16 protein-coding genes are annotated in these 23,583 nt (G+C 72.0%); 12 read left to right on the top strand and 4 right to left on the bottom strand.

All coding sequences use genetic code 11. The annotated features are described in order from the left end of the window. Positions 1-72 precede the first annotated feature (72 nt). Entirely contained in the window at positions 73-1,200 is a 1,128-nt protein-coding gene (locus RUR49_RS20815; RefSeq protein ID WP_409148350.1) for an NAD(P)/FAD-dependent oxidoreductase, read from the bottom strand. Positions 1,201-1,350: 150 nt separating this feature from the next. Then, positions 1,351-2,097: a DNA repair protein RecO gene (gene recO / locus RUR49_RS20810; protein WP_409148457.1), complete on the bottom strand. Its 747-nt coding sequence runs from the start codon at positions 2,095-2,097 to the stop codon at positions 1,351-1,353. Positions 2,098-2,284: 187 nt separating this feature from the next. Between recO and RUR49_RS20805 the strand changes: the two genes are divergently transcribed. From RUR49_RS20805 to RUR49_RS20790, 4 genes are read left to right on the top strand one after another with little or no spacing between them, the layout of a single operon-like run. Beyond that, on the top strand, positions 2,285-3,259 hold the full coding sequence (locus RUR49_RS20805) for a metal ABC transporter solute-binding protein, Zn/Mn family (RefSeq protein WP_409148349.1): 975 nt from the start codon (positions 2,285-2,287) through the stop codon (positions 3,257-3,259). Positions 3,260-3,270: 11 nt separating this feature from the next. Beyond that, complete coding sequence (locus RUR49_RS20800) at positions 3,271-4,101, top strand: metal ABC transporter ATP-binding protein (RefSeq protein ID WP_409148348.1); 831 nt, start codon at positions 3,271-3,273, stop codon at positions 4,099-4,101. Positions 4,102-4,111: 10 nt separating this feature from the next. Beyond that, a complete protein-coding gene (locus RUR49_RS20795) occupies positions 4,112-5,332 on the top strand; it encodes a metal ABC transporter permease (protein ID WP_409148347.1) in 1,221 nt (406 codons plus the stop codon). Beyond that, entirely contained in the window at positions 5,329-6,258 is a 930-nt protein-coding gene (locus RUR49_RS20790; protein ID WP_409148346.1) for a metal ABC transporter permease, read from the top strand. Before RUR49_RS20795 ends, RUR49_RS20790 begins: the two co-directional genes overlap by 4 nt. Here RUR49_RS20790 and RUR49_RS20785 read toward each other — a convergent pair. After that, on the bottom strand, positions 6,190-7,515 hold the full coding sequence (locus RUR49_RS20785) for an alpha/beta hydrolase (RefSeq protein ID WP_409148345.1): 1,326 nt from the start codon (positions 7,513-7,515) through the stop codon (positions 6,190-6,192). The genes RUR49_RS20790 and RUR49_RS20785 overlap by 69 nt on opposite strands. A gap of 123 nt (positions 7,516-7,638) precedes the next feature. Further along, on the bottom strand, positions 7,639-8,811 hold the full coding sequence (locus RUR49_RS20780) for a porin (RefSeq protein WP_409148344.1): 1,173 nt from the start codon (positions 8,809-8,811) through the stop codon (positions 7,639-7,641). Positions 8,812-9,035: 224 nt separating this feature from the next. On the opposite strand from RUR49_RS20780, the gene RUR49_RS20775 reads away from it, so the two are divergent. The 8 genes from RUR49_RS20775 to RUR49_RS20740 all read left to right on the top strand — a co-directional run bounded on the left by RUR49_RS20775 (position 9,036) and on the right by RUR49_RS20740 (position 23,582). After that, entirely contained in the window at positions 9,036-10,460 is a 1,425-nt protein-coding gene (locus tag RUR49_RS20775; protein ID WP_409148343.1) for an alginate O-acetyltransferase AlgX-related protein, read from the top strand. Continuing rightward, the gene (locus tag RUR49_RS20770; protein WP_409148342.1) at positions 10,460-11,116 is read left to right on the top strand and encodes an alginate O-acetyltransferase AlgF; all 657 of its coding nucleotides are present in this window, start codon (positions 10,460-10,462) and stop codon (positions 11,114-11,116) included. Before RUR49_RS20775 ends, RUR49_RS20770 begins: the two co-directional genes overlap by 1 nt. Next, entirely contained in the window at positions 11,113-13,983 is a 2,871-nt protein-coding gene (locus RUR49_RS20765; RefSeq protein WP_409148341.1) for a tetratricopeptide repeat protein, read from the top strand. Before RUR49_RS20770 ends, RUR49_RS20765 begins: the two co-directional genes overlap by 4 nt. Further along, the gene (locus RUR49_RS20760; RefSeq protein ID WP_409148340.1) at positions 13,980-15,389 is read left to right on the top strand and encodes a tetratricopeptide repeat protein; all 1,410 of its coding nucleotides are present in this window, start codon (positions 13,980-13,982) and stop codon (positions 15,387-15,389) included. The genes RUR49_RS20765 and RUR49_RS20760 overlap by 4 nt, the downstream gene beginning before the upstream one ends. A 233-nt stretch (positions 15,390-15,622) precedes the next feature. Beyond that, entirely contained in the window at positions 15,623-16,936 is a 1,314-nt protein-coding gene (locus RUR49_RS20755) for a nucleotide sugar dehydrogenase (RefSeq protein WP_409148339.1), read from the top strand. Beyond that, complete coding sequence (locus RUR49_RS20750) at positions 16,917-18,470, top strand: glycosyltransferase (protein ID WP_409148338.1); 1,554 nt, start codon at positions 16,917-16,919, stop codon at positions 18,468-18,470. Before RUR49_RS20755 ends, RUR49_RS20750 begins: the two co-directional genes overlap by 20 nt. A 142-nt stretch (positions 18,471-18,612) precedes the next feature. After that, a complete protein-coding gene (locus RUR49_RS20745) occupies positions 18,613-19,689 on the top strand; it encodes a PilZ domain-containing protein (protein ID WP_409148337.1) in 1,077 nt (358 codons plus the stop codon). Positions 19,690-19,748: 59 nt separating this feature from the next. After that, a complete protein-coding gene (locus RUR49_RS20740; protein WP_409148336.1) occupies positions 19,749-23,582 on the top strand; it encodes a right-handed parallel beta-helix repeat-containing protein in 3,834 nt (1,277 codons plus the stop codon). Position 23,583 lies beyond the last annotated feature (1 nt).

The raw sequence follows: 23,583 nt of genomic DNA, 5'->3' as shown, positions 1-23,583 counted from the left end.
TGCAATTCCCCGTTCAGCCAGCATGCCACCCGCAACGGCCGCCCGCAATGACGGCGGTGAGGACCGCCTCTCCTAGATGACGGGCGGCGCCGACCAGACCTTGCCGGGGACGAACCGCTCCGGCCGGTAGGGCGCGAGCAGCGGCTCGCGGGTGCCGTCGAGGATTTCGCCCGCCAGGAACGCGCCGACGGCGGGGGCGAGCGTCACGCCGGAGTGCATCACCGCCACGAACAGCCCCGGCACGTCCGTGACGCCGCCGACGGCCGGGAAGCCGTCCGCCGGGGTCGGGCGGCGGCCGACGGTGAAGCCTTCGAGGGCGAGCGGCGTTTCCGGCCGCAGCAGCGCCCGAAGGTCCGCGAAGACGCGGTCCGCCGTCTCCGCCGCGTCGGTGCCCGGGTCTCCGCCACCGAAATCCGCTCCGGCGAGGAGCCGGCCGTCCGCCCTCTGCCGCACATGCACCGCCGGGGAGATGACGAGGCCCTTCAACAGCTTCGGCAGCGGCGTGGTGCGGATGAGGAGCCCCGCAGGATCGAACAGCGGCAGTTCCACCCCCGCCGGCGCGACGAGGCGCGGCGTGGCGACGCCGGCGGCGACCACCACGACATCGGCCGGAAGCCGCGTCCCGTCGGCGAGGACCGCACCCGCGGCACCGGCATCCGTTAAGACGAGGCCGGTGACGGCGGCATCGAGGTGGACGATCGCGCCGGCTTCGGCGGCGGCGGCAACGAGCACGCCGGCGGCGGCGGCCGGCTCCACGGCGGCGTCGCCGGATGTGTGGACGGCGAGGTTGGGCGGCGCCGCGACGGCCGGCTCGAGCCGCGCCGCTTCCGAGCTGCCGACGAGGTGGATGTCGTAGCCGAGGGCGGCGTGGCCGGCTGCGAAGGCACGGAGTTCGTCCTCGGGAAGATCCCACAGCAGGCCGCCGGTCCAGGCGACCTTCAGCGCCGGCAACTCGGCGTCGAGGCCGCGCCAGCCCGCCATCGCCGCCATGCGCAGGCGGACATAGGGCTCGGGATTGCCCCAGCTGGCGTTGATCCACGCGAACGAGGCGGCGGTGGCGACGCCGCCGGGATGGCCGGCGTCGACGAGCGTCACCGGCGCGCCGCGGCGGGCGAGGTGCCAGGCGATCGAGGCGCCGACGATGCCGGAGCCGACGACGATGACGTGCGGGTGGGAAGCGGCATGCGGGTCAGACGTCATGAGCCGGTCGTCGTCCTTTTGTCTGGGTCCGCGACGTCGGGGACGCGAACCATGATCGGCGATCTCTGATCACGATGCCGCTTCGGCGAGCCGCGATCCGCCTTCACCCCTCCCGTCCATGATCCGCGATCCGTGATCACGGTCGAGACGTCAGGGTGCCGCGGCGGCGGCGTGGCCGCGGGCGAGCGCCGCGGCCAGCCGCTCGCGCTCCGGCGGCAGCGTCAGGCCGCGCGGCGTGAGCACGCTGCGGTCGAGGAAGAAGGCGGCGAGCGCGAGCCCTTCGGCGATCTCGGCGGCGTCGGGGCGGGCGTTGACCGTCCTGTCCACCAGAAAGCGCGGCAGCGGCAGCAGCCGGTCGGCCCAGTCGGCGCCGGCGACGCGGCCGACGGCCCGGCCGGAGCGCGGGGAGACGAAGGCGAGGTCGTGGGTCTCCCCCGTCACCGCGCAGGCGGTCAGGTCGAGCCCGAAGCCGAGCTCGTCGAGGAGAACGAGCTCGAAGCGCACCATCAGGGCCCCCGCCTCCAGCGGGTCGTCGACATGATCGAGAACGACGGCGAGGAGGTCGTGCAGCAGCGGGTGCGGCTCGCGCTCGGCGAGGAGCTTCAGGTGGGCGGCGAGCGTGCGGACGCCGAAGGTGCCGGCCGGCGTGTCGATCAGCCGGGCCGCCCGCATTGCCGCCGGTTCCAGCGTGAACGAGCCGAGCTGGTCGTCGAGCCTGGCCCGCCACACCGCCTCGACGCCGTTGCCGGGCTGCAGCACCGCGGCATGGCGGCGCGAGCGGCCGCCGCGCACGAGCCCGAGATGGCGGCCGTGGCCGCGCGTCATCAGCTCGACGACGAGGCTCGTCTCGCCGTGCGGCCGCGTCGACAGCACGATGCCGGTGTCCTGCCACTGCATCGCCGATTGATACACCGCCTCCCCGCCCCGGCGCCAACGCGCTGACGCAGAGTCCATCCTGCGATTGCACATTCGACTTATTCGAGAATGGTGTTGACAGCGGTTCGCAGGAAGCGTTTGATGCAGATGCGAACTACTTGCAATCCAGACAGGTGGTTCGCCCGTATCGCGTCAGAGGTCCGCACCCGTGTTCCGTCTCAGCCGCCGCTTTGTCATCGCAGCCGCCGCCGCCCTCGCCGTGTTTGGTGCCACGCACGCGGCGCCGGCCCGCGCGGCCGAGCCGCTGAAGCTCGTCGCCACCACCGGCATGATCGCCGACACCGTCTCCCGCGTCGCCGGCGACCGCGCCGAGGTGACGGCGCTGATGGGCCCCGGCGTCGATCCGCATACCTACCGCCAGACGCGCTCGGACATCGCGAAGATGACGTCGGCCGACGGCGTGTTCTGGAACGGCCTCTATCTCGAAGCCCAGCTCGAGGATTTCTTCGCGAGCCTGGCCAAGCGCAAGCCGGTGTTTGCGGTCGGCGAGGGCGTTCCGGTCGACCGCCGCCTCGCCCACGACGACTACCAGGACCGCTACGACCCGCACGTCTGGATGGACCCCACGCTGTGGCGCTTCGTGGTCGCGGCGACCCGCGACGCCCTGATCGAGCTCGACGCCGAGGGGGCGGAGACCTACCGGGCGAACGCCGACGCCATGATCGCTGACCTCGACCGTCTCGACGCCTACTCGCGCAAGGTGCTCGGCGAGGTGCCGCCGAACGCCCGCGTCGTCGTCACCGCCCACGATGCCTTCCGCTATTTCGGTCGCGCCTACGACTTCGAGGTGCTGGGCGTTCAAGGCATGTCGACCGAGAGCGAGGCCGGCCTCAAGCACATCGAGGACATGGTCGCCGTACTCGTCGACCGGAAGATCGGCGCGATCTTCGTCGAGTCCTCGGTCTCCGACCGCAACGTCAAGGCGCTCATCGAGGGTGCGGCGGCGCAGGGCTGGCCGGTGAAGATCGGCGGCCAGCTCTATTCCGATGCGATGGGCCCGCCCGGCACCTACGAGGGCACCTATCTCGGCATGATCGACCACAACGTCACCACCATCGCAGGCGCTCTCGGCGCGCCCGTGCCGCAGGGTGGCCTCGACGGCCGCCTCGCCACCACCAACTGAGGACGCGCCCCGTGCACCCCGCCGAGCTGGTCGCCATCGACGGCCGCACCCTGAAGCGCGGCGACACCGCAAGCCCGCTGTCGATCACCGGCCTCACCGTCACCTACAGCGGCAAGCCCGTCGTCTTCTCCGTCGATGTCACCGTGCCGGCCGGCTCGATGATGGCGATCGTCGGCCCGAACGGCGCCGGCAAGTCGACGCTGATCCGCGCGGCGCTGGGAATCGTGCCGCGGCTCTCGGGCGACGTCACCGCCTTCGGCGAGCCGGTGGCGAAGGTGCGCGACCGCATCGCCTACGTGCCGCAGCGCGCCAGCGTCGACTGGGACTTCCCGGCAACCGTGCTCGACGTCGTCGTCATGGGGCTCTACCGCCGCATCGGGCTGCTGCGCTTTGCCGGCCGCCGCCACCGCGCCACCGCGATGGCCTGCCTCGAGCGCGTCGGCATGGCGGGCTTCGCCGGCCGGCAGATCGGCCAGCTCTCCGGCGGCCAGCAGCAGCGCGTCTTCCTCGCCCGCGCGCTCGCCCAGGACGCCCAGCTCTACGTCATGGACGAGCCCTTCGCCGGCGTCGATGCGGCGACCGAGCGGGCGATCATCGAGGTGCTGCGGACGCTGCAGGCGGAGGGCAAGACGATCGTCGCCGTCCACCACGACCTCGCGACCGTGCCGGTCTACTTCGACCACGTGCTGCTGATGAACGTGCGCGCCGTCGCCGACGGGCCGGTAGCGACGACGTTCACGCCGGAGCATCTGCAGACCACCTATGGCGGCCGCCTCGCGCCGGCACAGCTCGACGACATCGCCGCCGCGCTCGCCGGCCGGCGCACCGCCGCCGCCTCCTGAGGCGGGACTAATGGAAACCTTCCTCGCCGCGCTGATGCTGTCGGCCGGCTACAACACCGCGGTGGTGTCGATCGGCGCCGGCTTCCTCGGCGCCGCCGCCGGCGCCGTCGGCGCCTTCGTGCTCCTGCGCAAGCGCTCGCTCGTCTCCGATGCCGTCGGCCACGCGACGCTGCCGGGCCTCGCCGCCGCGTTCATCATCATGGCGATGACGCTCGGCGACGGCCGCATTCTGCCGGGTCTGTTGGCCGGCGCGGCGATCAGCGCGGCGCTGGGCCTCTTCGCCGTCGACTGGATCACCCACAACACCCGGCTGCGCGAGGACGCCGCCATCGGCGCCGTGCTGTCGGTGTTCTTCGGCTTCGGCATCGTGCTTCTGACCGTCATCCAGTCGCTCGACACCGGCCGACAGGCCGGCATCGCCGGCTACCTGCTCGGCTCCACCGCCGGGATGCTGCGCTCGGAGGCCGAGACGATCGCCGTCGCCGCCTTCGCCGTGGCGCTCGCCGTCTTCATCCTGCGCCGGCCGTTCACGTTGGTCGCCTTCGATCCGGAGTACGCGGCGGTGCGGGGGGTGAACGTCCGCCGCACCGACCTTCTGCTGATGGCGATCCTGCTCGCCGTCACCGTCATCGGGCTGAAGGTCGCCGGCCTCGTGCTGATCGTCGCGCTCACCATCATCCCGCCGGTCGCGGCGCGCTTCTGGACGGACCGGGCGCCGCACATGGTGATGATCGCAGCCGTGCTGGGCGCCGTAGCAGGCTTCGTCGGCACCTCGATCTCGGCGAGTGCTGCGAACCTGCCGACCGGCGCCGTCATCGTGCTCGCCGCCTTCGCGCTCTTCGTCGTCTCGCTGCTGGTCTCGCCGGTGCGCGGCGTCGTCGCTGGCGGGCTGGAGCGGATGCGGCTGTCGCGCAAGGTGCACGAGCGGCAGGGGCTGCTGGCGCTCGCCCGCGGCGAGCCGATCTATGACGGCCTGACGCTCCGGGTGCTGCGGCGGGCCGGCCACATCCGCGCCGACGGCGTCGCGACGCTCCAGGGCCGCGCGGCGGCGGCCGCCGCCCAGCGCGAGGAGGCGCTGTGGTCGCTCTATCGCCGCGAGCACCCGCAGTCGGCGGCGGTGTCGCCTGCGCTGGAACTCAACCCTATCGCCGAGGTGCTGCCGCCCGAGACGGTCGCCGCCCTCGACCGCGCGCTGCCGCGCGTCGCCGTGTCCGCGGTGCAGCCGTCATGAGCGCGGAATTCCTGCAGCTGAGCCTGGTGCCGCTCCTCGTCGGCACGCTCGCCTGCATCGCCTGCGCCCTGCCGGGCAACTTCCTGGTGCTGCGCCGCCAGAGCCTGATCGGCGACGCCGTCAGCCACGTCGTGCTGCCGGGCATCGTCGCCGCCTTCCTCGTCACCGGCACCGTGGCGGCCACCGCCATGCTGGTCGGCGCCGCCGCGGCGGCCGTGGTGGCCGTCGTGCTGATCGAGTTCGTCCGCCGCGTCGGCCGCATCGAGCCGGGGGCGGCGATGGGCGTGATCTTCACGACGATGTTCGCTGCCGGCGTGCTGATGATCGAGCAGTCCGACACCAGCGGCGTCCACCTCGATGTCGAGCACGCGCTTTACGGCAACCTCGAAAGCCTCGTCTGGTTCGCCGCCGAGGACTGGGGCTCGCTGTTCGACCCGGTGGCGCTCGCCGACCTGCCGCCGCAGCTGGCAAGGCTCGCCGTCGTCACCGTCGCGATGGTCGCCTTCACCGTCGTCACCTGGAAGGAGCTGGTGCTGTCGACCTTCGACGCCGGCTTTGCCGAGAGCGTCGGGGCGCGCCCCACCCTCACCGGCTTCCTGCTCGTCGTCGCCGTGGCGGTCGCCGCCGTCGCCGCCTTCGACGCGGTCGGCTCGATCATCGTCATCGCGATGTTCATCTGCCCGCCGGCCGCCGCCCGCCTGATGACGGACCGGCTGCTGCCGCAGATCGCCTGGTCGATCGGATTTGCGGCGGCGTCAGGCATCGCCGGCTACGTGCTCGCCGGCTATGGCCCGCTGTGGCTCGGCTTCGACGCCTCGGTCAGCGCCGCCGGCATGATCGCCACCGTCGCCGGCCTGCTACTTGCCGTCGCCTGCCTCGTCGGGCCTCGCCGCCGCGGCAGCGGGCGCAGCGGCGCGACCGCCTGAGGTCGTGCCGCCGAGCGGGGCGGTGATGAGATTGCCCGTCGCACCCGCCGTCCCCGAGACCGTGTGGCCGAGCTCGTTGACGCGGTTGCCGTAGTTCTCGCGCGTCTGGCCGTCGAAGATGGCGATCGGCGCGGTCAGCACGAGGCCCGCAGCGGCGCCGACGGTGGTGGCGGCGCCCGTGGTGATCTGGCCGATGTGATCGCCGACCCCCATGCGCGTCTCGGTGAGATCGGAGCCGGCAATGCGGCTGCCGATCAGGCGCACGACCTCCGGGCTCTCGGCGAACTTGGCGTGGTTGAGGGCGTCGCTGCCCTGCACCTCCGTCAGGTCGATGACGTCTATCCCCTGCCCCTCGAGCTCCGTCTTGAACGGTTCCGCCGTCGGGTCGATCGCGCCGAGCCGGGCCGTCGTGCCCCACACGCGCTGCGATACCGCGAGCGCCCGGTCGTCGCGCGAGACGAACAGAGTGAACTCGGGCCGCGGTTTGCCGATCGACTCGATCTGGGTGCGGAACACGTCGACGTCGACGTCGGGGGCGGCGAGCATGACCGTGTTGATCTTCGCCGGGATGTGGCCGTTGCGGATCGCCATCTGGCGCAGCGCCTCGAGCGTCACCCAGTTGCCCATCGAGTGGGCCAGAATGGAAATCTCGTCGACCGACTTGTTGGCGACCAGCGCCGCCAGCACCGCCTCCAGCGCGTCGCGGGAGAAGTTCGAGCTCTCGCGGTCGTAGCCGTAGGCGAAGACCTGGCCGCGCGAGGGCCAGGTGAACAGCACCGGCGCCGCGTCCAGGTTGGAGTCATGCACGATCTGCGCGAAGCGGTAGACGGCGTCCTCGAAGCGGTTGTTGAAGCCGTGGACGAAGACGAGGACACGCCGCGGCTTCGACTTCGCCGCCACCGCGTCGACGATCGAGACGGCCTGCTCGCGGCTGATCAGGTCGGCGCGGATGGTGACGAAATCGCGGGCGGGATCGCCCGGCAGCTGCGTCGGCCACTGCACCTCGCCGACCTTGCGCACCGCCTCGGGCGGAATGGATACCGTGATGTCGGCGAAGGCGAGCTGGCCGCGCTCACCGGAGAACAGCTCGGCACGGCTGACGCCCTCGCCGGAGCGCGTGGTGGCCACCACCATCTCGACGCTGCTGGTGCCGGGCGCCGTCGCCGCGACGGGTTCCAGCACGCCGCGGGGACGCCCGCCACAGGCGGCGACGAGCGCCGCCACCAACACCACCGCCACGACCCGAGAAAGACGCATGTTCGACCTACGACCGCCGACCCATCGGCGATCGCAGGCTATAGCACGTCCCGGCCTGCGCTGGGCTGGCAGGGGTGCAACAGGGTGAAGGTCGCGGCGGAGCCCCGGCGCGGCCCGGCCCGCTCAGAAGGAACGGTAGGCGCGCAGCAGGCCCGACCAGCCCTCGTCGCCGAAATCCGCCTGGCCCGGCGGGCCGTTGCGGTCCCAGACATACTTGCCCTCGGCGCCGATGTAGAAGCCGTCATAGGGCTGCCAGACGAGGTTGGCGGCGGTCTCGACATAGGTGCGGTCGCCCTGGCCGGAGCGGTTCGAGCGATTGAGCTGGCCGGCGGCGACGGTGGCGGCCGACCACCATGTCTCGTCCCACCAGTGCTGCAGCGAGACGATGCCGGAATAGCCGGTGCTGCCGTCGAAGCGGTTCGACGCGGCGAAGCCGTCGATGTCGTCGTCGAAGCCGATGTAGGAGGCGGCGCCGGTGCCGACGACGGCGGCGAGGCCGAGCCGGTCGCGGCCGCCGCCGGAGGGCAGTTCCGCCACCAGCGAGGCGCGGGCGGCGAAGCCGTATTCGGTGTCGAACTTGTTCGGGTTGCGCGGCCTCACCTCGCGGAAGGCGCCGGCGAGCTTGGCATAGTAGCCCTCGCCGTCCTGGCCGACGGCGGCGACGATGTCGGGAATGAGCGCGCCGCCATAGTCGTGGCTGCGGCGACGGCCCTGGATCGAGCCACGGCGGTTGGTGCCGTCCTCCAGCGAGCCGGCGATGAAGAAGCCGTTCGGCAGGAAGTAGGTGTAGGTCATCAAAAGCGTGTTGCGGTCGGCCGCCCGCGAACCGAAGAAATTCCAGTTGACGTCGAGGTCGAACAGCGACTTCGTCAGGCCGAACGTCCAGCCGGCATAGTTGATGTAGCCACGATCGAGGCGCGTCTGCGAGTCTCGACTGCCGTCGTCGGTGCCGCGCAGGGTCGAGCTGTCGACGCGGATGGCGGCATAGGTCTGCAGCGTACCTAGCTCGGTCGCCGTGCGGGCGTCGTAGAGCATGACGGTGCGCGTCTGGAAGTCGTAGTGGCTGCCGCGCAGTTCCGGCTTCGCCACCGTGTAGTCGGCGCGCACGTAGCCGCCGATGCGGATGCAGGTGTTGCCGCCATCGACGTTGATGTAGCGGTTTCCGTAGAGATCGCAGGTGCGCACATAGCGGGTCGGTTCCGCCGGCAGCGGCTGCGCCGGCTGCGCGTCGGCGGCCTGCACCGCGGGACTGACCACGGGCAGCAGTACAACCAGGGCGAATACACGCCGATCCATGTCTACCCACTCGACCCCGCCCCGCGAAAGTGCGGGTCTCGCATGGTTAACGACGGACTGCTTAATGCGCCGTTAAGCATACTTTTCCGATGCTTGCCGGGTGCACGGGGTGACCGGGCGACATCCGGCCTTGACGGAGGCGGGTGTTGCGGTCTTCGTGCCTGCCGGGGACGATGCGACGGCGGGCGCCGAGGCGAGGCGTCAGCGAGGGCAGGGAAACGCCGATGACACGGCCGGTGAGAGCGCGCGGATGGTCGGCCGCCGGGCGGCGGGCCGTCGCCGGCGCCCTGTTGCTGGCCGGCGTCAGTGTCGCGGCTCCCGCCATCGCCGCCGAGCCACACTATCGTTGCGACCGCCTCGATGCGCAGGCCGCCCTCAGCGGCGAGGAGGACGACGTGCTGTCCCAGGGCCGGGACGGCTGGTTCTTCCGCGCCGAGAACACCGACCTCGATGAATTCTTCGTGCTCGACAGCGAGAGCCTGTCGGCGATGGCCCGGCTCGGCGCCGCGCTGCGCGGCCGCGGCACCCGCCTGCTCCTGATGCCGGTGCCGACCCGCGGCCTCGTCGCCTACGACCAGATGGACGCGGGCGTGCCGCTGCAGGGCCGCTACGCCCGTCGCGACGCGCTGGCCGAGTACCGGGCCACGGTGAAGGGCTTCCGCTCCGTCGGGCTCGACGTCGTCGACCTCGATCCGGAGATGATCCGCGCCCGCATCGGCCCGGCCTACTATCTGAAGCGCGACCTTCACTGGACGCCGCAAGGTGCGAAGTTCACGGCACAACTCGCCGCCGCCGACATCGACCGCCTGCTCGGTTCGCAGGCCGGCGAGGGCCGGGCGCGGTTTGCGACGCGGCAGGTGCGCACCGAGCCGATGACCGGCCGCCTGCAGGCGATGATCAACCAGTATTGCGACGACCCGGTGCCGGCGCAGGAACTCGCGGTGTTCCAGACGGTGCGCGAGGGCGGCGACGGTGGGCCGAGCGACGATGCCGAGCAGGCGCTGTTCGGCGACGCCGGCGACGGCGGGCCGCAGGTGGTGCTCGCGGGCACGAGCTTCAGCGCCACGGCGACGTTCAACTTCCCGGGCTTCCTGTCGGAAGCGCTCGGGCGCAGCGTGCTCGACTACTCGATCAGCGCCGGCGGGCTGTCGACGTCCCTGCTCTCCTATCTCGAGACGAGTGACTTCGACCGGGACCCGCCGCAGGTGCTGCTCTGGGAGTTCCTCGCCTACCACGCCTTCGCCGACGACGCGGTCGCCTTCCGCCAGATGATCGGCGCCGCCCAGGGCACCTGCACCGGCACTGATCGGCTCGTCGCCGAGAGCCTCGTCGACGTGACCGGCGCCGGCGAGGTCATCGCGGTGCCGCCGAATGCCCCGCCGGTGATCGGCCAGGCCGGCTATCTCGGGCTCGAGATCCCCGACCGGACGGTGCGCCGCTTCACCGTCGAGATCGAGTATGCCGACCGCGACGCCGACATCGTCACCATCGACCAGGCACCGCCCTACGCGTCCTCGTCGCGCTTCTTCCTGGAGTTCTCCGGCGATTTCAGCGCGCCGGTACGTGCGGTGCGGGTGCGCGGGCTGCCGGACGACCGCGCCCTGCCGATCAGCGCGTCGATCTGCCGGGCACGACAGGGAGCCTCGTGATGCGCCGACCGCCGAACGCCCGCGCCCTCGCCACCATCTGCCTCGCCGCGCTCGCCCTCGGCGTCGTCGCGATTGCGATCCCCGTCGCCAGCCGGGCGCAGGACGCCGGCCTCTATGATGCGCCGATCCCCGCCGACGCCGGGTTCATCCGCGTCGTTGCCGCCGACGGGCGGGCCGGAGCAACGGTAGAAATCGACGACCGGATGCTCGCCACCGGCGCGGACGGCGTCTCGCCCTATGCGATCTTCAAGGCGGGCCGCTATCCCGCCGGCGGCACGGAGCTCGCGGTGGCGGCTGGCTCCTTCACGACGCTCGTCCTCGGCGCCGATGGCCGCCTCGCCGTGCTCTCCGACGAGCCGCTGGCGAGCCCGAAGGCCTCCGGCATCCACGTCTACAACCTGTCGGCCGTGCCCGCGGTGACGCTGTTTGCGCCCGAGTTCGGCCGCACCGTCGTCGAGGACGTGGCCTCCGGCACCACAAAGGGCCGAGCCTTCGGCGAGGGAGCGCTGGTGCTCGAGGTTCGCGCCGGCGACCGCAGCATCGCCACGTTCCCGAAGCGCGGCATCAACCGCCGCCAGGCCGTCTCGGTGATCGTCACGGGCACGGCGGAGGCGCCGCGGGCCGTGCTCGTCGACAATACGGTCGTCCGGCGATGACGTTCGCCGCCCACCGCCCTCACCGTTCGAGCGTCGCGCGCGGCCTGCTGGCCGGTCTCGCGCTGCTGCTCGCGGCCGGCGTCGCGCGGGCCGAGATCGTGCCGGGGGAGTTGCGCTTCGAGCCGGGGGCGCTCGACGTTACCGCCCTGTGCAAGCCGTGGGTCTACGAGCCGCCGTCGCGGGACTGGCGGACGTGGACCGACGGCCCGCCCGGGGCCTCGACGCTCGTGATGATCGAGGACGCCGACCGCCTGCAGGTGATCAATCCCGAGCAGCCCGTCGACATTCCGACCGCCAAGCGGCTGCTCGAATACGTCATCGAGCAGGACGGGCCGGAGGCGGCGAAGGCGCGCCGGATGCTCGGCGAGATCCTCATCGACGACAAGCTCGATCCCGACCAGGTGGTGCGCGGGGTGGCGCTGCTGGAGCGCTCGCTCGACCAGGGCCAGGTGCGCGCCGCGCTGCCGCTCGCCGGCGTCTTCGAACGTGGCGGCGCCGTCGAGGCGGACATGAACCGCGCCGAGAGCCTCTACAAGCGCGCTCTGGCCGGCGGCAGCGGCCGCGCCGCCATCGCCCTTGCCCGCCTCTATCGCCAGGGCGCGGTGGCAGCACCCAGCGCAGACGCTGCCGAGCGCTTCTGGAAGGTCGGCATGACGCTGCTGATGAGCGACGTCGCCGCCGGCCGCTGCAACGAGCTCTATTCGATCGGCGTCGCCTACCTGGACGATTTCGCTGTGTTCCGCGACATCGACCTCGGCATGGCGTGGCAGCAGAAGAGCGTCGACTCCCTCGTCTACCAGGCCATGGTCTCCGCCTCGCAGATGGCACGCAGGCTCACCACCGGCGACGAGGTGGCACTCGACCTGCCGCGCGGCCTCGCGCTGCTCGACTTCGCCTCCCGGCGCGGCAACCTGCAGGCTACGCACGAGCTCGGCGAGGTCTACATCGCCGGCGAGCGCCTCCCCGCCGACCTCGCCAAGGCGGCGGAAATCTACGATCGCGGCATCAGGATCCTCGACGGCTTCTCGATGATCCAGCGCGGCCGCATCGCCCGCGGCGACTTCGGCGGCACGGCGAACTATGCCGAGGCGGTGGCGCTGTTCGAGGCCGCCACCGAGCTGCCGCGGCCGCTGCCGGAGGCCTATATCGAGCTTGCCCGCATGTATTCCGACGGCCTCGGCGTCGCCGAGGATCCGAGTCGCGCCGCCGGCCTGCTCGCCCGCGCCGTCGACCTCGGAGATGGGCTCGCGATGCTGACGCTGGCGGACGCCTACATCGCCGGCGATGGTGTGCCGGCCGATCCCCGCGTCGCCGTGCGGCTGTTGCGCCAGGCGGCCTATGCGGGGCCGGAAGAGGCACGCGAGCGGCTCGCCGACATCTTCCGCTGCGGCCTCGGCGTCGTCCCAGACGCCCGCGTCGCCGACCTCTGGCGCGAGCGCGCCGCCGTCGGCGGCAGCGAGCGCTTCCTGATGGAGTTCGCCGACCGGGCGGCCATGGAGGCCTCGGCGGAGGGAGACGAGGCGCGCTTCCGCTATCTGAAGCGGGCCGCCGCGGCCGGCAGCCGGCGGGCGATGGTGCTGCTCGGCTTCGCCTACGACCAGGGTCGCGGCACCGAGCGCGATCCCGCGCGCGGGCAGCTCTGGCTCGATCGCGCCATCGAGCCCGGCGAGGAAGCCGGCAAGGGCTACGTGGCGCTCGCCCGCGCCTGGCTCGAGGGCCTCGGCGGCCGGCGCGATCCGGACAAGGCGCAGGCGCTTCTCGAACAGGGCGCGGCCGGTGGCGAGCCCGTCGCCATGCTCGAGCTCGGCGAATTCCTGCTCTCGGACGAGTTCGGCCCGCCGCGCGATCCGGCCCGCGGTGTCCGCCTGATCCGCGACGCCGCCGGTGCCGGTCTCGCCGAGGCGGCCGAAAGCCTGCGCGACCTCCTCGACGCAGGCGTCTCGGGTGGTGACCTGACGGCGGCGGAGCTGATCGCCGAGGCGATGCAGAAGAGCACCGCGGTCGAGGTCGTCACCGGCTCGGAGCAGCAGCGCAGCGAGCAGGAAATGCTCGCCGACCTCGCCCGCCGCGAGATCAAGGCCGGCTGCGACGGCGAGGCCCTCGTCGCCGTCGCCGACGCCTACGCCAAACTCGTCGACCTCGTGCCCGTCGCCCGGGAAAAGGCCTCCGTGCTCTATGCGCGCGCCCTGCTGGCGGCGCCGGAGGAGCCGGAGGTGGTCTACCGCGTCGCCATGGGTATCCGCGAGGGCATCCTGCCGGCGGAGCGCCCCGACCAGGCGGCGACGCTGCTGCGCATCGCCGCCGAGGCCGGCTACATCCCCGCCATGAAATCGCTCGCAGAGGTGCTGGTGGCCGGTGACGGCGTCCCCGCCGACACGCGGGCGGCGATAGGCTGGTACGAGCGGGCCGCCGACGCCGGCGACGGCGGTGCGGCCGCCGACCTCTTCCGCCTCGTCGTCATCGACCAGACCGTCACCGACGAGGACCGCAAGCGCGCCTGGGCGAGGCTGCTGAAGGCGGCGGACGCCGGTGCGCCCGAGGCCATGCGCGAGGCCGGCGTGCGCCTGCAGCTCGGCTCCGCTGTTGCGGCCGACCCGGTCGCCGGCGCAGCGTGGCTGAAGAAGGCGGCGGAAGCCGGCGACAGCCAGGCGATGCGCGAGATCGCCCGCTCCTATGCCGCTGGCTTCGGCGTGCCGCTCTCGCCACCCGACAGCGTCATGTGGCTGGAGAAGGCGGCGGCGCGCGGCGAGGCACGGGCGATGTACGAGCTCGCCCTCGTCTACCAGACCGGTTTTGGCGGCCGCACCGATCCGCAGCGCGCGGAAGAACTGCTCGAGGCGGCGCAGCGCGCGGGGTACGAGCCATGACCGTGACACCCGGGTGGGGCCACGCGGGCCGCCGCATCGCCGCGGCAGCCCTGTTCACGGCGATGCTGCCGCTGGCAGCGCTGGCCGCTGAGCCCCAGGGCCTTTCGGCCCGCGACTACATCGTGCGCGCCTACGTGCTGCAGCAGCGCGGCGACGCGGCCGGCGCCTACGCGGCCCTGCAGGCGGCGGCCCGCAACGCCGGCGATCGCCGCGACAAGGGCGAGGCGCTCTACACGCTCGCGGTGGGTGAACTGTCGGGGCGCTTTCCGGGCGGCGCCGCGCAGGGCTGGGCGAACCTCGAACAGGCGGCCTATGCCGGCTGGCGCCCGGCCATCCGCGACCTCGCCGCGGCCCAGCAGGATAGACGCTACCGGCCGCGCGATCTGCCGCGCCTGGTCAAGGCCTACGAGATCGCCGCCAACAGCGGCTCGAGCTCGATCGCCGTGCTGCTCGGCGACATGCAGCGCTCCGGCGCCCTCGGCCGGCCCGATCCCGCCGCCGCCGAGCGCTGGTACGCGAAGGCCGCCGCCGGCAACAGCATCACCGGCACCAAGCGGCTCGCGGTGATGCAGGCCGCACGCGGCGACGAGGCGGCGGCGCTCGCCACCGTCGCCGGCCTGCCGGCCGCCGATCGCCCCTCGGCCTACCGCGAGATCGCCACCGCGCTCTCCACCGGCGCCGGCGTGCCCCGCAACACCCGCGCCGCCGCCCAGTGGGCAGCCCGCGGCGGCGTGGTGCGAACGGCCCGGGCGGAGCCGCGCGCCACGACGAGGACGAAGCGCAGCGAGACGGCCGGCCGCACGAGCCTGCCCGGCCTCGACGACCTTGCCCGCAGCCCCGCCGAGCTCGCGCGCCTGCAGCGCGCTGCCGCGGGCGGTGACGCCGCGGCCGCCGCCCGACTCGCCGACGCCATCGAGGCGGGCCTCGCGCCGGGATCGCCGGCCGAGGTGGTCACGCTCCGCGTCACCGCCGTCGGCGGCGGGCGCGCCGACGTCAGCGACGGCCTGGTTCGAGCCGTTGGCACCGTCGCGCCGACCGACCCGGCAGCGGCCGCTGCCGTGACGACGCTGAAGGCAGCCGCCGACAAGGGCAGTGGCGACGCCATGGCCGCCCTCGGCCGGCTCTATTCGTCGGGCGGTCCGGTCGACACCGACCTCGCGACCTCGACCGACTGGTACCGCCGCGCCGCCGAGACCGGCAACACCGATGCGCAGTTCCGCACTGGCATGGCCTATTCGGGCGGTGTGGGCGTGGCACCCGACCCGGCGGCCGCCCGCGCGTGGCTGCAGAAGGCGGCGGCGGCGGGGCATCCAATGGCGAAGACGACCCTGCAACAGCTCGATCCGGCTCCTGCCGGCGGCGCGGCGGCACCCGCACCCGCCCCGGCGGCGCCGGCCACGCAGTGAAGCCGCGGTGATGCGCCGGTAAGCTTCTTTCCAGCGGCGGCTTGCACGCATCCCTGCACCGTCTAAAGAGTAGCGCCGGGGGAGGCCGATGGACGGCTCGCTCCGGTCGCCCATCGCTCTGCGGTCGGCGGCGGGGGGAGCCGCTACGGCGCTGGAGAGGAGAGTTCAGCGCTTCGCGGGGACGAACGGGACACGGGGACGCAACAACCCGTTGCCCGAGTTGGGGGTCATGTATGCGTATCAGCGTCTTCGGGATCGGCTACGTGGGGGCCGTCACGGCCGCTTGTCTGTGCAAGGACGGGCACCACGTCGTCGCCGTCGACGTCAACGACGTCAAGGTCAACGAAATCAATGACGGCCTGGCGCCGATTGCCGAACCTGGGCTCGATGCCCTGATCGCGGATGCGGTCGCGGGGGGCCGCCTGCGCGCCACCGACCGCTCAGACGAAGCCGTCCACGGCACTGAGCTGTCGATCATCTGCGTCGGCACGCCGAGCCGTCTGAACGGCTCCCTCGACACCCGCTACGTGCTGAAGGTCGCCGAGGAGATCGGCACCGCCATCGCCGCCAAGAAGGAGCGCCACCACGTGGTGATGCGCTCGACGATCCTGCCCGGCACGATGGTGGAAACCGTCATCCCGGCGCTGGAGCGGGCCGCCGGCGGCGTCGCCGGGCGCGATTTCGGTGTCGCCTACTATCCCGAGTTCCTGCGCGAGAGCACGGCGATCGCCGACTACTACGATCCCGGCACCATCGTCTTCGGCAAGCTCGACGAGGACACGATCCTCAAGCTCAGGTCGCTGGTGGCGCGCATCGGCGTCGAGCCGATCGTCGTCGACATGACCACCGCCGAGGCGGTGAAGTACACCAACAACGCCTGGCACGCCCTCAAGGTGAGCTTCGCCAACGAGATCGGTAACGTCTGCAAGGGCACCGCCATCGACGGCCACGAGGTGATGCGCATCCTGTGCAGCGACAAGCGCCTCAACATCTCGCCGGCCTATCTGATGCCGGGCTTCGCCTTCGGCGGCTCCTGCCTGCCGAAGGACCTGCGGGCGCTGCGCTACAAGGCGCGTACCATCGACGTCGCCACGCCCGTGCTCGACGCTGCGATGACCGCCAACGAGATCCAGCTCGACCGCGCCTACCACATGGTCGCCAGCACCGGCGCCCGCCGGCTCGGGCTGCTCGGTCTCTCCTTCAAGCCCAACACCGACGACCTGCGCGAGAGCCCGCTCGTCGAGCTCGCCGAGCGCCTCCTCGGCAAGGGCTACATGCTGAAGATCTACGATCCGAACGTCAGCTACGGCGAGCTGACGGGCGCCAATCTCCAGTATGTGATGTCGCATCTGCCGCACCTCAGCCGGCTGCTCGTCGACTCGGTCGACGACATGTGTCAGGGAGCGCAGGCGATCATCATCGGCAAGAAGGACGCGGCGGCCGCAGGACTGGTCGAGCGCCTGGGAGGCAAGACGCCGATCATCGACCTCGTGCGGGTGAACGCGATGAAGCGCAGCGATGGATCCTATGACGGCATCTGCTGGTGAGGCGACCGTCGCCGCCGGTGCGGCGCCGGAACCGGTCCACTGGTCCGAGACGTACTGGGCGCACGCCCTCTACGTGCTCCTGACCGGCTCGTTCGCCGTCATCATCAACCCGAACCCGCTCGTCGGCATCGGCACGACGGCGGTCATCGTAATCGGCTTCATCGGCATCTGGCGCTACAGCTGGGCGCTGCTGCACTTCGTCCGGGCGCAGCTCTACGTGCGCTTCGCTTTCCCGCGCCTGCGACGCCAGGCCGAGGCGGCGGAAGAGGGCACGCCGCCGCCGCACGCCTACCTTCTGGTGACGAGCTTCCGCATCCCGACCGAGACGACGATCCAGGTGTTCGCCGCCGCCTTCGAGGCGGCCCGGCGCTCGCCCGGCGGCGCCACGGTGGTGGCCTCGATCGTTGAGATGGGCGACGAGCGGCTGGCGAAGAAGCTGTTCCAGTCCGTCGTCGGCGACGACCCCGGCAACGTCCGGCTGGTGCTGGTGCGCATTCCCGGCACCGGCAAGCGCGACGGCCTCGCCTACGGGCTCCGGGCGATCCAGAAATACATGCCGAAGGACGACGACATCGTCGCGGTGATCGACGGCGACAGCATCGTCCAGCCCGACCTCGTCGAGAAGATCGCGCCGTTCCTCCGCTTCCGCGACGACGTTGGGGCGCTCACCACCGACGAGACGTCCAGGGTCGAGGGCTCCAAGATCTTCGACGTCTGGTACTCGCTGCGCTTCGCCCAGCGCCACATCCTGATGAGCTCGATGGGGCTGTCGGAGCGGGTGCTGACGCTGACGGGCCGGATGTCGGCGTTCCGGGCCGGCCTCGCCTGCGACCACTCCTTCATCGAGATGATCGAGGTCGACTATCTCGACCACTGGCGGCTCGGGCGCTTCCGCTTCCTCACCGGCGACGACAAGTCGACGTGGTTCTGGATGCTGAAGTCCGGCTACAAGATGCTCTACATCCCCGACGTCAGCGTCGCGACGATCGAGACGCCACCGTCGTCCAACTTCTTCCGCGCCTCGGCGATGCTGATGGTGCGGTGGTTCGGCAACATGCTGCGCAACAACCACCGCGCGCTGGCGCTCGGCCCGAACCGCATCGGCTACTTCACCTGGTGGACGGTGCTCGACCAGCGCGTCACCATGTGGACATCGCTGACCGGACCGACCTTCGCGATCATCGGCGCCATCTTCGTCTCGTCGCAGATGCTGCTGCTCTACATCGTCTGGGTGCTGATGTCGCGCTACGCGCTGACCGTACTGCTGTTGTCGGCCAGGCCACGCATCTCGGTGCTCTACCCGTTCCTGATGTTCTTCAACCAGGTGTACGGGTCGGCGATCAAGACGTTCATCTTCTTCCGGCTCGACCGCCAGGGGTGGACCCGGCAGCGGACGAAGCTCGCTGGCGGGCGCGTGGCCGGCCGGCTGCCGGCCTGGACGTCGACCTATATGCACGTTTTGACGTTCTCGTTCTTCGCCGTCGCCATCGCGGTGCTGCTCGGGCTGCTAGAGTGGCCGGAGATGTGGTCGTGACGGCGCCGGGAAACGAAGCGGACGACACCCCCGCCGGTGGGGCGGCGGGGGTGGGAGCGGCGCGGGCGGGCTCGCGGCGCGCGAAGTCGGTGGCGGCGGTCGGGGCGATCCGCCCGCCGTGCACCGGGACATGGGGAATGTGATGGCTGCGATCGTTCACGAGTCGGAAGTCCAGCGTCAGCACACGCGCTACCGCCTGCCGGTGCAGTGCCAGTTCGGCGACCAGAGCTTCGACGTCATCGACTGGTCGGTCGGCGGCTTCGCCATCCACGCGCCGGGCATGGACATCAGCCTCAGGCGGGTGCTGTCGTTCCGCCTCGTCTTCCCGCTCGAGGAATACGACATCGTCCTGCCGATCCAGGGCGAGGTGCGCAACGTCGACGCCGGCAAGGGCCGCATCGGCTTCAAGTTCGTCAACACCTCGCAGCGCCAGATCGCCGTGCTGCGCTACATCATCGACGCCTTCCTCTCCGGCGAGATCGTCTCGCTCGGCGACATCCTCGACGTCACCGCGCGCAGCCATGCCGCCGTGCCGCGCACGGTGCCGAAGCGCAGCGAACCGCAGACGGCGGCCGGGCGCCTGATGGAGCGCCTCAGGCCGGTGCTGAGCTACGGCGCCATCGCGATCGCGACGCTGGCACTGGGCGGCTTCGTCGTCACCGCCGTCTACGAGCGGCTGTTCATCTCGCGCGCCCTCTCGGCGGCGATCAGCATCGACACCATCACCATCGCCGCGCCGGTCTCCGGCCAGCTCGAGGTGGTGACGGAAGGCGCAGAGCTGATCCCCGGCGCCCCGGCCGTGGCCGTGCGCGACTGGGGCCAGCGTGAGGTGTTCGTCGAAGCGAAGTGCGCCTGCCCGGTGGTCGAGCGGCTGCTGCCGGTCGGCTCGACGGTGACGGAAGGCTCGCCGGTGCTGCGGGCGGCACTCGTCGGCGCGAAGCCGTTCGTTCGCGCGGTCGTCGACGAGGACACGCTGATCCGCATCCGCGAGGGCACCGTGGCACGCCTGGAATTCGCCGACGGCACGACGACGGAGGTCAACCTCACCGACCATCCGCCGCGGGCTCTCGGCGTCGCCGGGCTGCCGGGCTCGGCCGCGACCGCCTCGGTCGTCGCCTTTGATCCGGGCCGGGAGATCCCGCTCGACTGGTACGGCGCGCCGGTGCGGCTGCGCTTCGACAGCTTCGGCGCGTCGCTGATCGGCCGCGTCTTCGACTGAGACCGCGGCGGTTCCGTCGGCCTCTCGATCGGGCCGGCGCCGCCCGCAGGGAGGAACGGATGGCGACGAGGCTCGGGAGACGGCTGGCGACGACGGGGCTCGCGGCGCTCATCGCGCTCGCGGCCGCCCCGGTCGTGCCGCTGCTCCTCCCCTTCCCGGCCTCCGCCCAGGCGCCGCAGCCGTTCTCGGCTGCCGTCCCCACCGCCGAGACGATCCGCACCGCCTACGTCGCCGCCCTGTCGGAGCCGGACGCCATCCGCCGCGCCGCCGCCCTCGATGGCCTGGCGGAAACGATGCGCCGGCTCGCGGCGACGCAGTCGACCACCGCCCGCGCCGTGCGCACCGAGCTCGCCGAGGAGGGCATCCTCGCCGACGTGGTGCTCATGCTGGCGCTCGAGCACCACCTCGCCGCGATGAGCGGCGGCGAGCCGCATGAAGAGATCGTCGCGATCGACCTCGTGCTCGACATCGCCGACCCGGCGCGGCAGACGGCCGGCTGGCTCCTCCTCGCCGACGCCGCCGCGGCCGGCGGCCACGTCGACCGCGCGGCCGGCATCGTCGGCCGGGCGATCGAGACGGCGCAGGCGATCGACGGCGACGACCGCATCGCCGCCTTCCGGGCGGTGTCGGAGCGCGTCGCCGCCTTCCCGCCGCAGCAATCGCGCCGCTACCTGCGCACGCTGCTCGGCTCCGTGCCGGACGCACGCGCCCGCGCCGGCATCGTGCGCGCGATCGTACGCCCGGCCGATGCCGGCGACGCCGCGCCCACCGCCGCAGATGCGGTGGCGCGCCTGGAGGCCGGCGCGCTCTGGCCGGCGGTGGAGCGCCTCGTCGCCACCGTCCTTCCCTCCGACGACGCCGCGGCGACGGCGCTGCGCCAGCGCTTCCTCGCAGCAGCGCTCGCCGCCGGCGAGGGTGATGCGGCGCTCGCCATCGCGGCCTCCGTCGACGACCGCTCCGAACAGGACGACCTCCTCGGCGGGATCATCGACGACGCCCTCGATCGCGGCCGGGGCCTGAAGGCCCTCGATCGCGCCGGTCTCGTCCTCGACGGCGCCGACCGGGCCCGCGCCCTCGTCGCGGTCGCCGACCAGCTCCGCGCGGGCGGCTACGAGACGGCCGCCCTCGGCGCGCTGCGGCAGGCGGTGTTCGCCGCCGAGGGCGTCGAGGACCCGGCGCGGCGCACGTCCGTGCTGGTGACGGTCGGCCGCAAGTTCGCCGTCCACGACACCGCCGGCGCCGAGGCCGTCGCCGCGTCGCTGCCGGCTGGCCCGGATCGCGACCGCATCCGCTCCGCCATCGCCAAGGCGACCGCCGACCGCGGCGATCCGGAGGCGGCGCTCGCCATGGTGCGGACGCTGACGGCCCCCGACGACCGCTCCGCACCGATCGCCGCCATCGCCCGCCAGCGCGCCCGGGGCGGCGACGTCGCCGGCGCCACCGGTCTCCTCAACGAGGTGACGGCTCCGGGCGACCGCGACCGCGCGCTCGCCGCCATCGCCACCGCGCGGGCCAAGGGGGGCGAGGACGCCGAGGCGCTCGCCGCCGCAGGCGCGATGAGCGACCCGCGTGACAGGGCCGCCACCCTGCTGGAGATCCACGCCGCCGCCGGTCGCGAAGGCCGGCCCGCGGCGGAGGAAGCCTTCGAGCGGGCGCGCACGCTCGCGCTGCAGACGTCGGACGGAGGCGTCCGCAACGCCATCCTCGGCGATCTCGCCATCGCCCTCGTCGAGGCGGGAACGTTCGATCGCGCCGACGCCCTCGCCGCCCAGATCACCGAGGCCGACGACCTCGACCGCGTCGTTGCGGCTACGGTGGCGCGCCGGGTCGCCACCGGCGACCTCGAGGCCGCGCTCGCCGCGGCCGCGACGCTCTCCGACCCCGCCGCCCGCGAAACCGCGCTGGCCGACGTCGCCGTCCGGCGCGCCAGGGACGGCGATCTCGTCGGCGGCCTCGCGGCGGCACGCGAACTCGTGAGCGACTCCATCCGCGTCGCGGCCCTGCGGCGGATCGCCGAGCACCAGGCGCGCACCCTCGACGGCATCGGCGCGCTCGCCCGTCCCGCCGACGCAGCCGATCCACCGCCGCCACCGCCGCCGGCCACGGCCACGCCGGTCGAGGAAGACCCGCGGTTGATGATCGCGAGTCTGGAGGGCGGCGGTCGCCTGGCGAGCGTGACGGCGTTTCCGCTGCCGGACCTGGACGGCGTCGACGTCTCCGGACTGCGCGCCAGGGTGCCGGCGCCCGATGGCGCCGGCGCCCGCGGCGTCGAGGTCGGCGCGGTCGACGACAACCCGCTGATCGCCGCCAAGGAGCTCGGCAAGGCGCCGCCGTCCCAGCGGCGCGGCGACGTCGAGATGACGATGCTCCGCTACAGCAAGTTCAACTTCAAGTTCCTGCAGGAGGCGAACGCCGAGGGGCAGTCGATCCAGGTCGGCGTGCAGGGCGACCTCAACCCCAACTTCATCAACGTCGACGGCGGCGTCTTCACGCTCTCGCAGGTGCGCGACCAGCTCGTCGCCGACGGCCGCTGGGACGCCGTGCACGAGGACGGTGACCGCATCCTGTTCCGCCAGCCGATCCTCGTCGGCCGCGACGCGACCTTGATCGTCAGTGGCGAGGAGTTCGCCGAGATGCGCCTCGGCAGCGACACCGGCGCCTATCTCGTCGTCGCCGGCACGCTCTACGTCCTCGACACGCGGCTCGTCGCCTATTCCGAAAGCGCCGGCGGTCCGGACCACTGGGACAGCGACCGCGGCCGCGTCTTCCGCCCATTCATCGTCGGCTGGAGCGACTCGCGCCTCTTCCTGGGCGGCTCGACGATCGTCTCGATCGGCTACCCCGCCGGCAAGGGCTACGGGCTCTCGTTCACCGCCGGACCGTCGGACCTGGTGGCGACGCAGTCGGCCCCGAAGCCGCCGACGGGCATCGTCGTCGATAACTCGTTCCAGAACGCCTACTACGGCTTCTATTCCTATGAAGCCGTGGGCGTGGACGTCATCGGCAACGAGTACCGCGACAACGTCATCTACGGCATCGATCCGCACGACCGCTCGCAGGATCTGCGCATCGCCTTCAACACCATCTACGGCACGATCAAGAAGCACGGCCTGATCATCTCGCGCGAGGTCGACTTCTCCTACCTCATCGGCAACATCAGCTTCGACAATGCCGGTTCGGGCATCATGCTCGACCGCGATTCCGTCTCGAACATCGTCTACGCCAACACCGCCTTCGACAACCGGCAGGACGGGCTGACCTTCTTCGAGAGCTCCTGCAACCTCGTGATGGCGAACGACTTCTTCGACAACGCGCGGTCCGGCATCCGCATCCGAAACAGTTGGGACGTGGCGCTCTATGCCAACCGCATCGCCGACAACGGCGGCTCCGGCATCGACGCCTACATCGCCGACCTCGCCGGCTCGGCGGCCGGCGAGACGCGCGACTTCGAACTCGACCCCTACGTGCCGGTGACGAGCTTCGTCGCCGAGGGCAACACGCTCGACGCCAATTCGATCGGCGCGACCTTGCGCGGCGTCACCGTGGCGAGCCTGTCCGGCAACGTCTTCACCAACCACCGCAACCGCATCTTCCGCGGCGACATCGCCAAGGCGACGACGCCGATCCTGCAGCACAACGGCAAGAGCGGCGTCCGCATCGCGGCGAAGTGCCGGCCGCGCAAGCCGGAGGCGGCGTGCACGCTGCGCGACCGCGGCTTCCTGCCCGGCGATGACGCCGACACCGTCTTCGATCCGGCGGCCGCCGGCGACTGCACGGACGTCGAGGGCTCGCTGCAGCACGACGCCTTCCTCGCCTCCGTGCCGAAGCCCGCAGGCAGTGCCGCGCCGAGCGAGGACCAGGCCTCGCCCGCCGCCGACGAGCCGTCGAACTGAG

It is taken from the genome of Pseudoxanthobacter sp. M-2 (assembly GCF_046156265.1).
In the GTDB taxonomy this organism is placed as follows: Bacteria; Pseudomonadota; Alphaproteobacteria; order Rhizobiales; family Segnochrobactraceae; genus CAMDHY01.
Note: the sequence above shows the minus strand (reverse complement) of the source record. Positions and strands in the feature narration are given on the sequence as shown.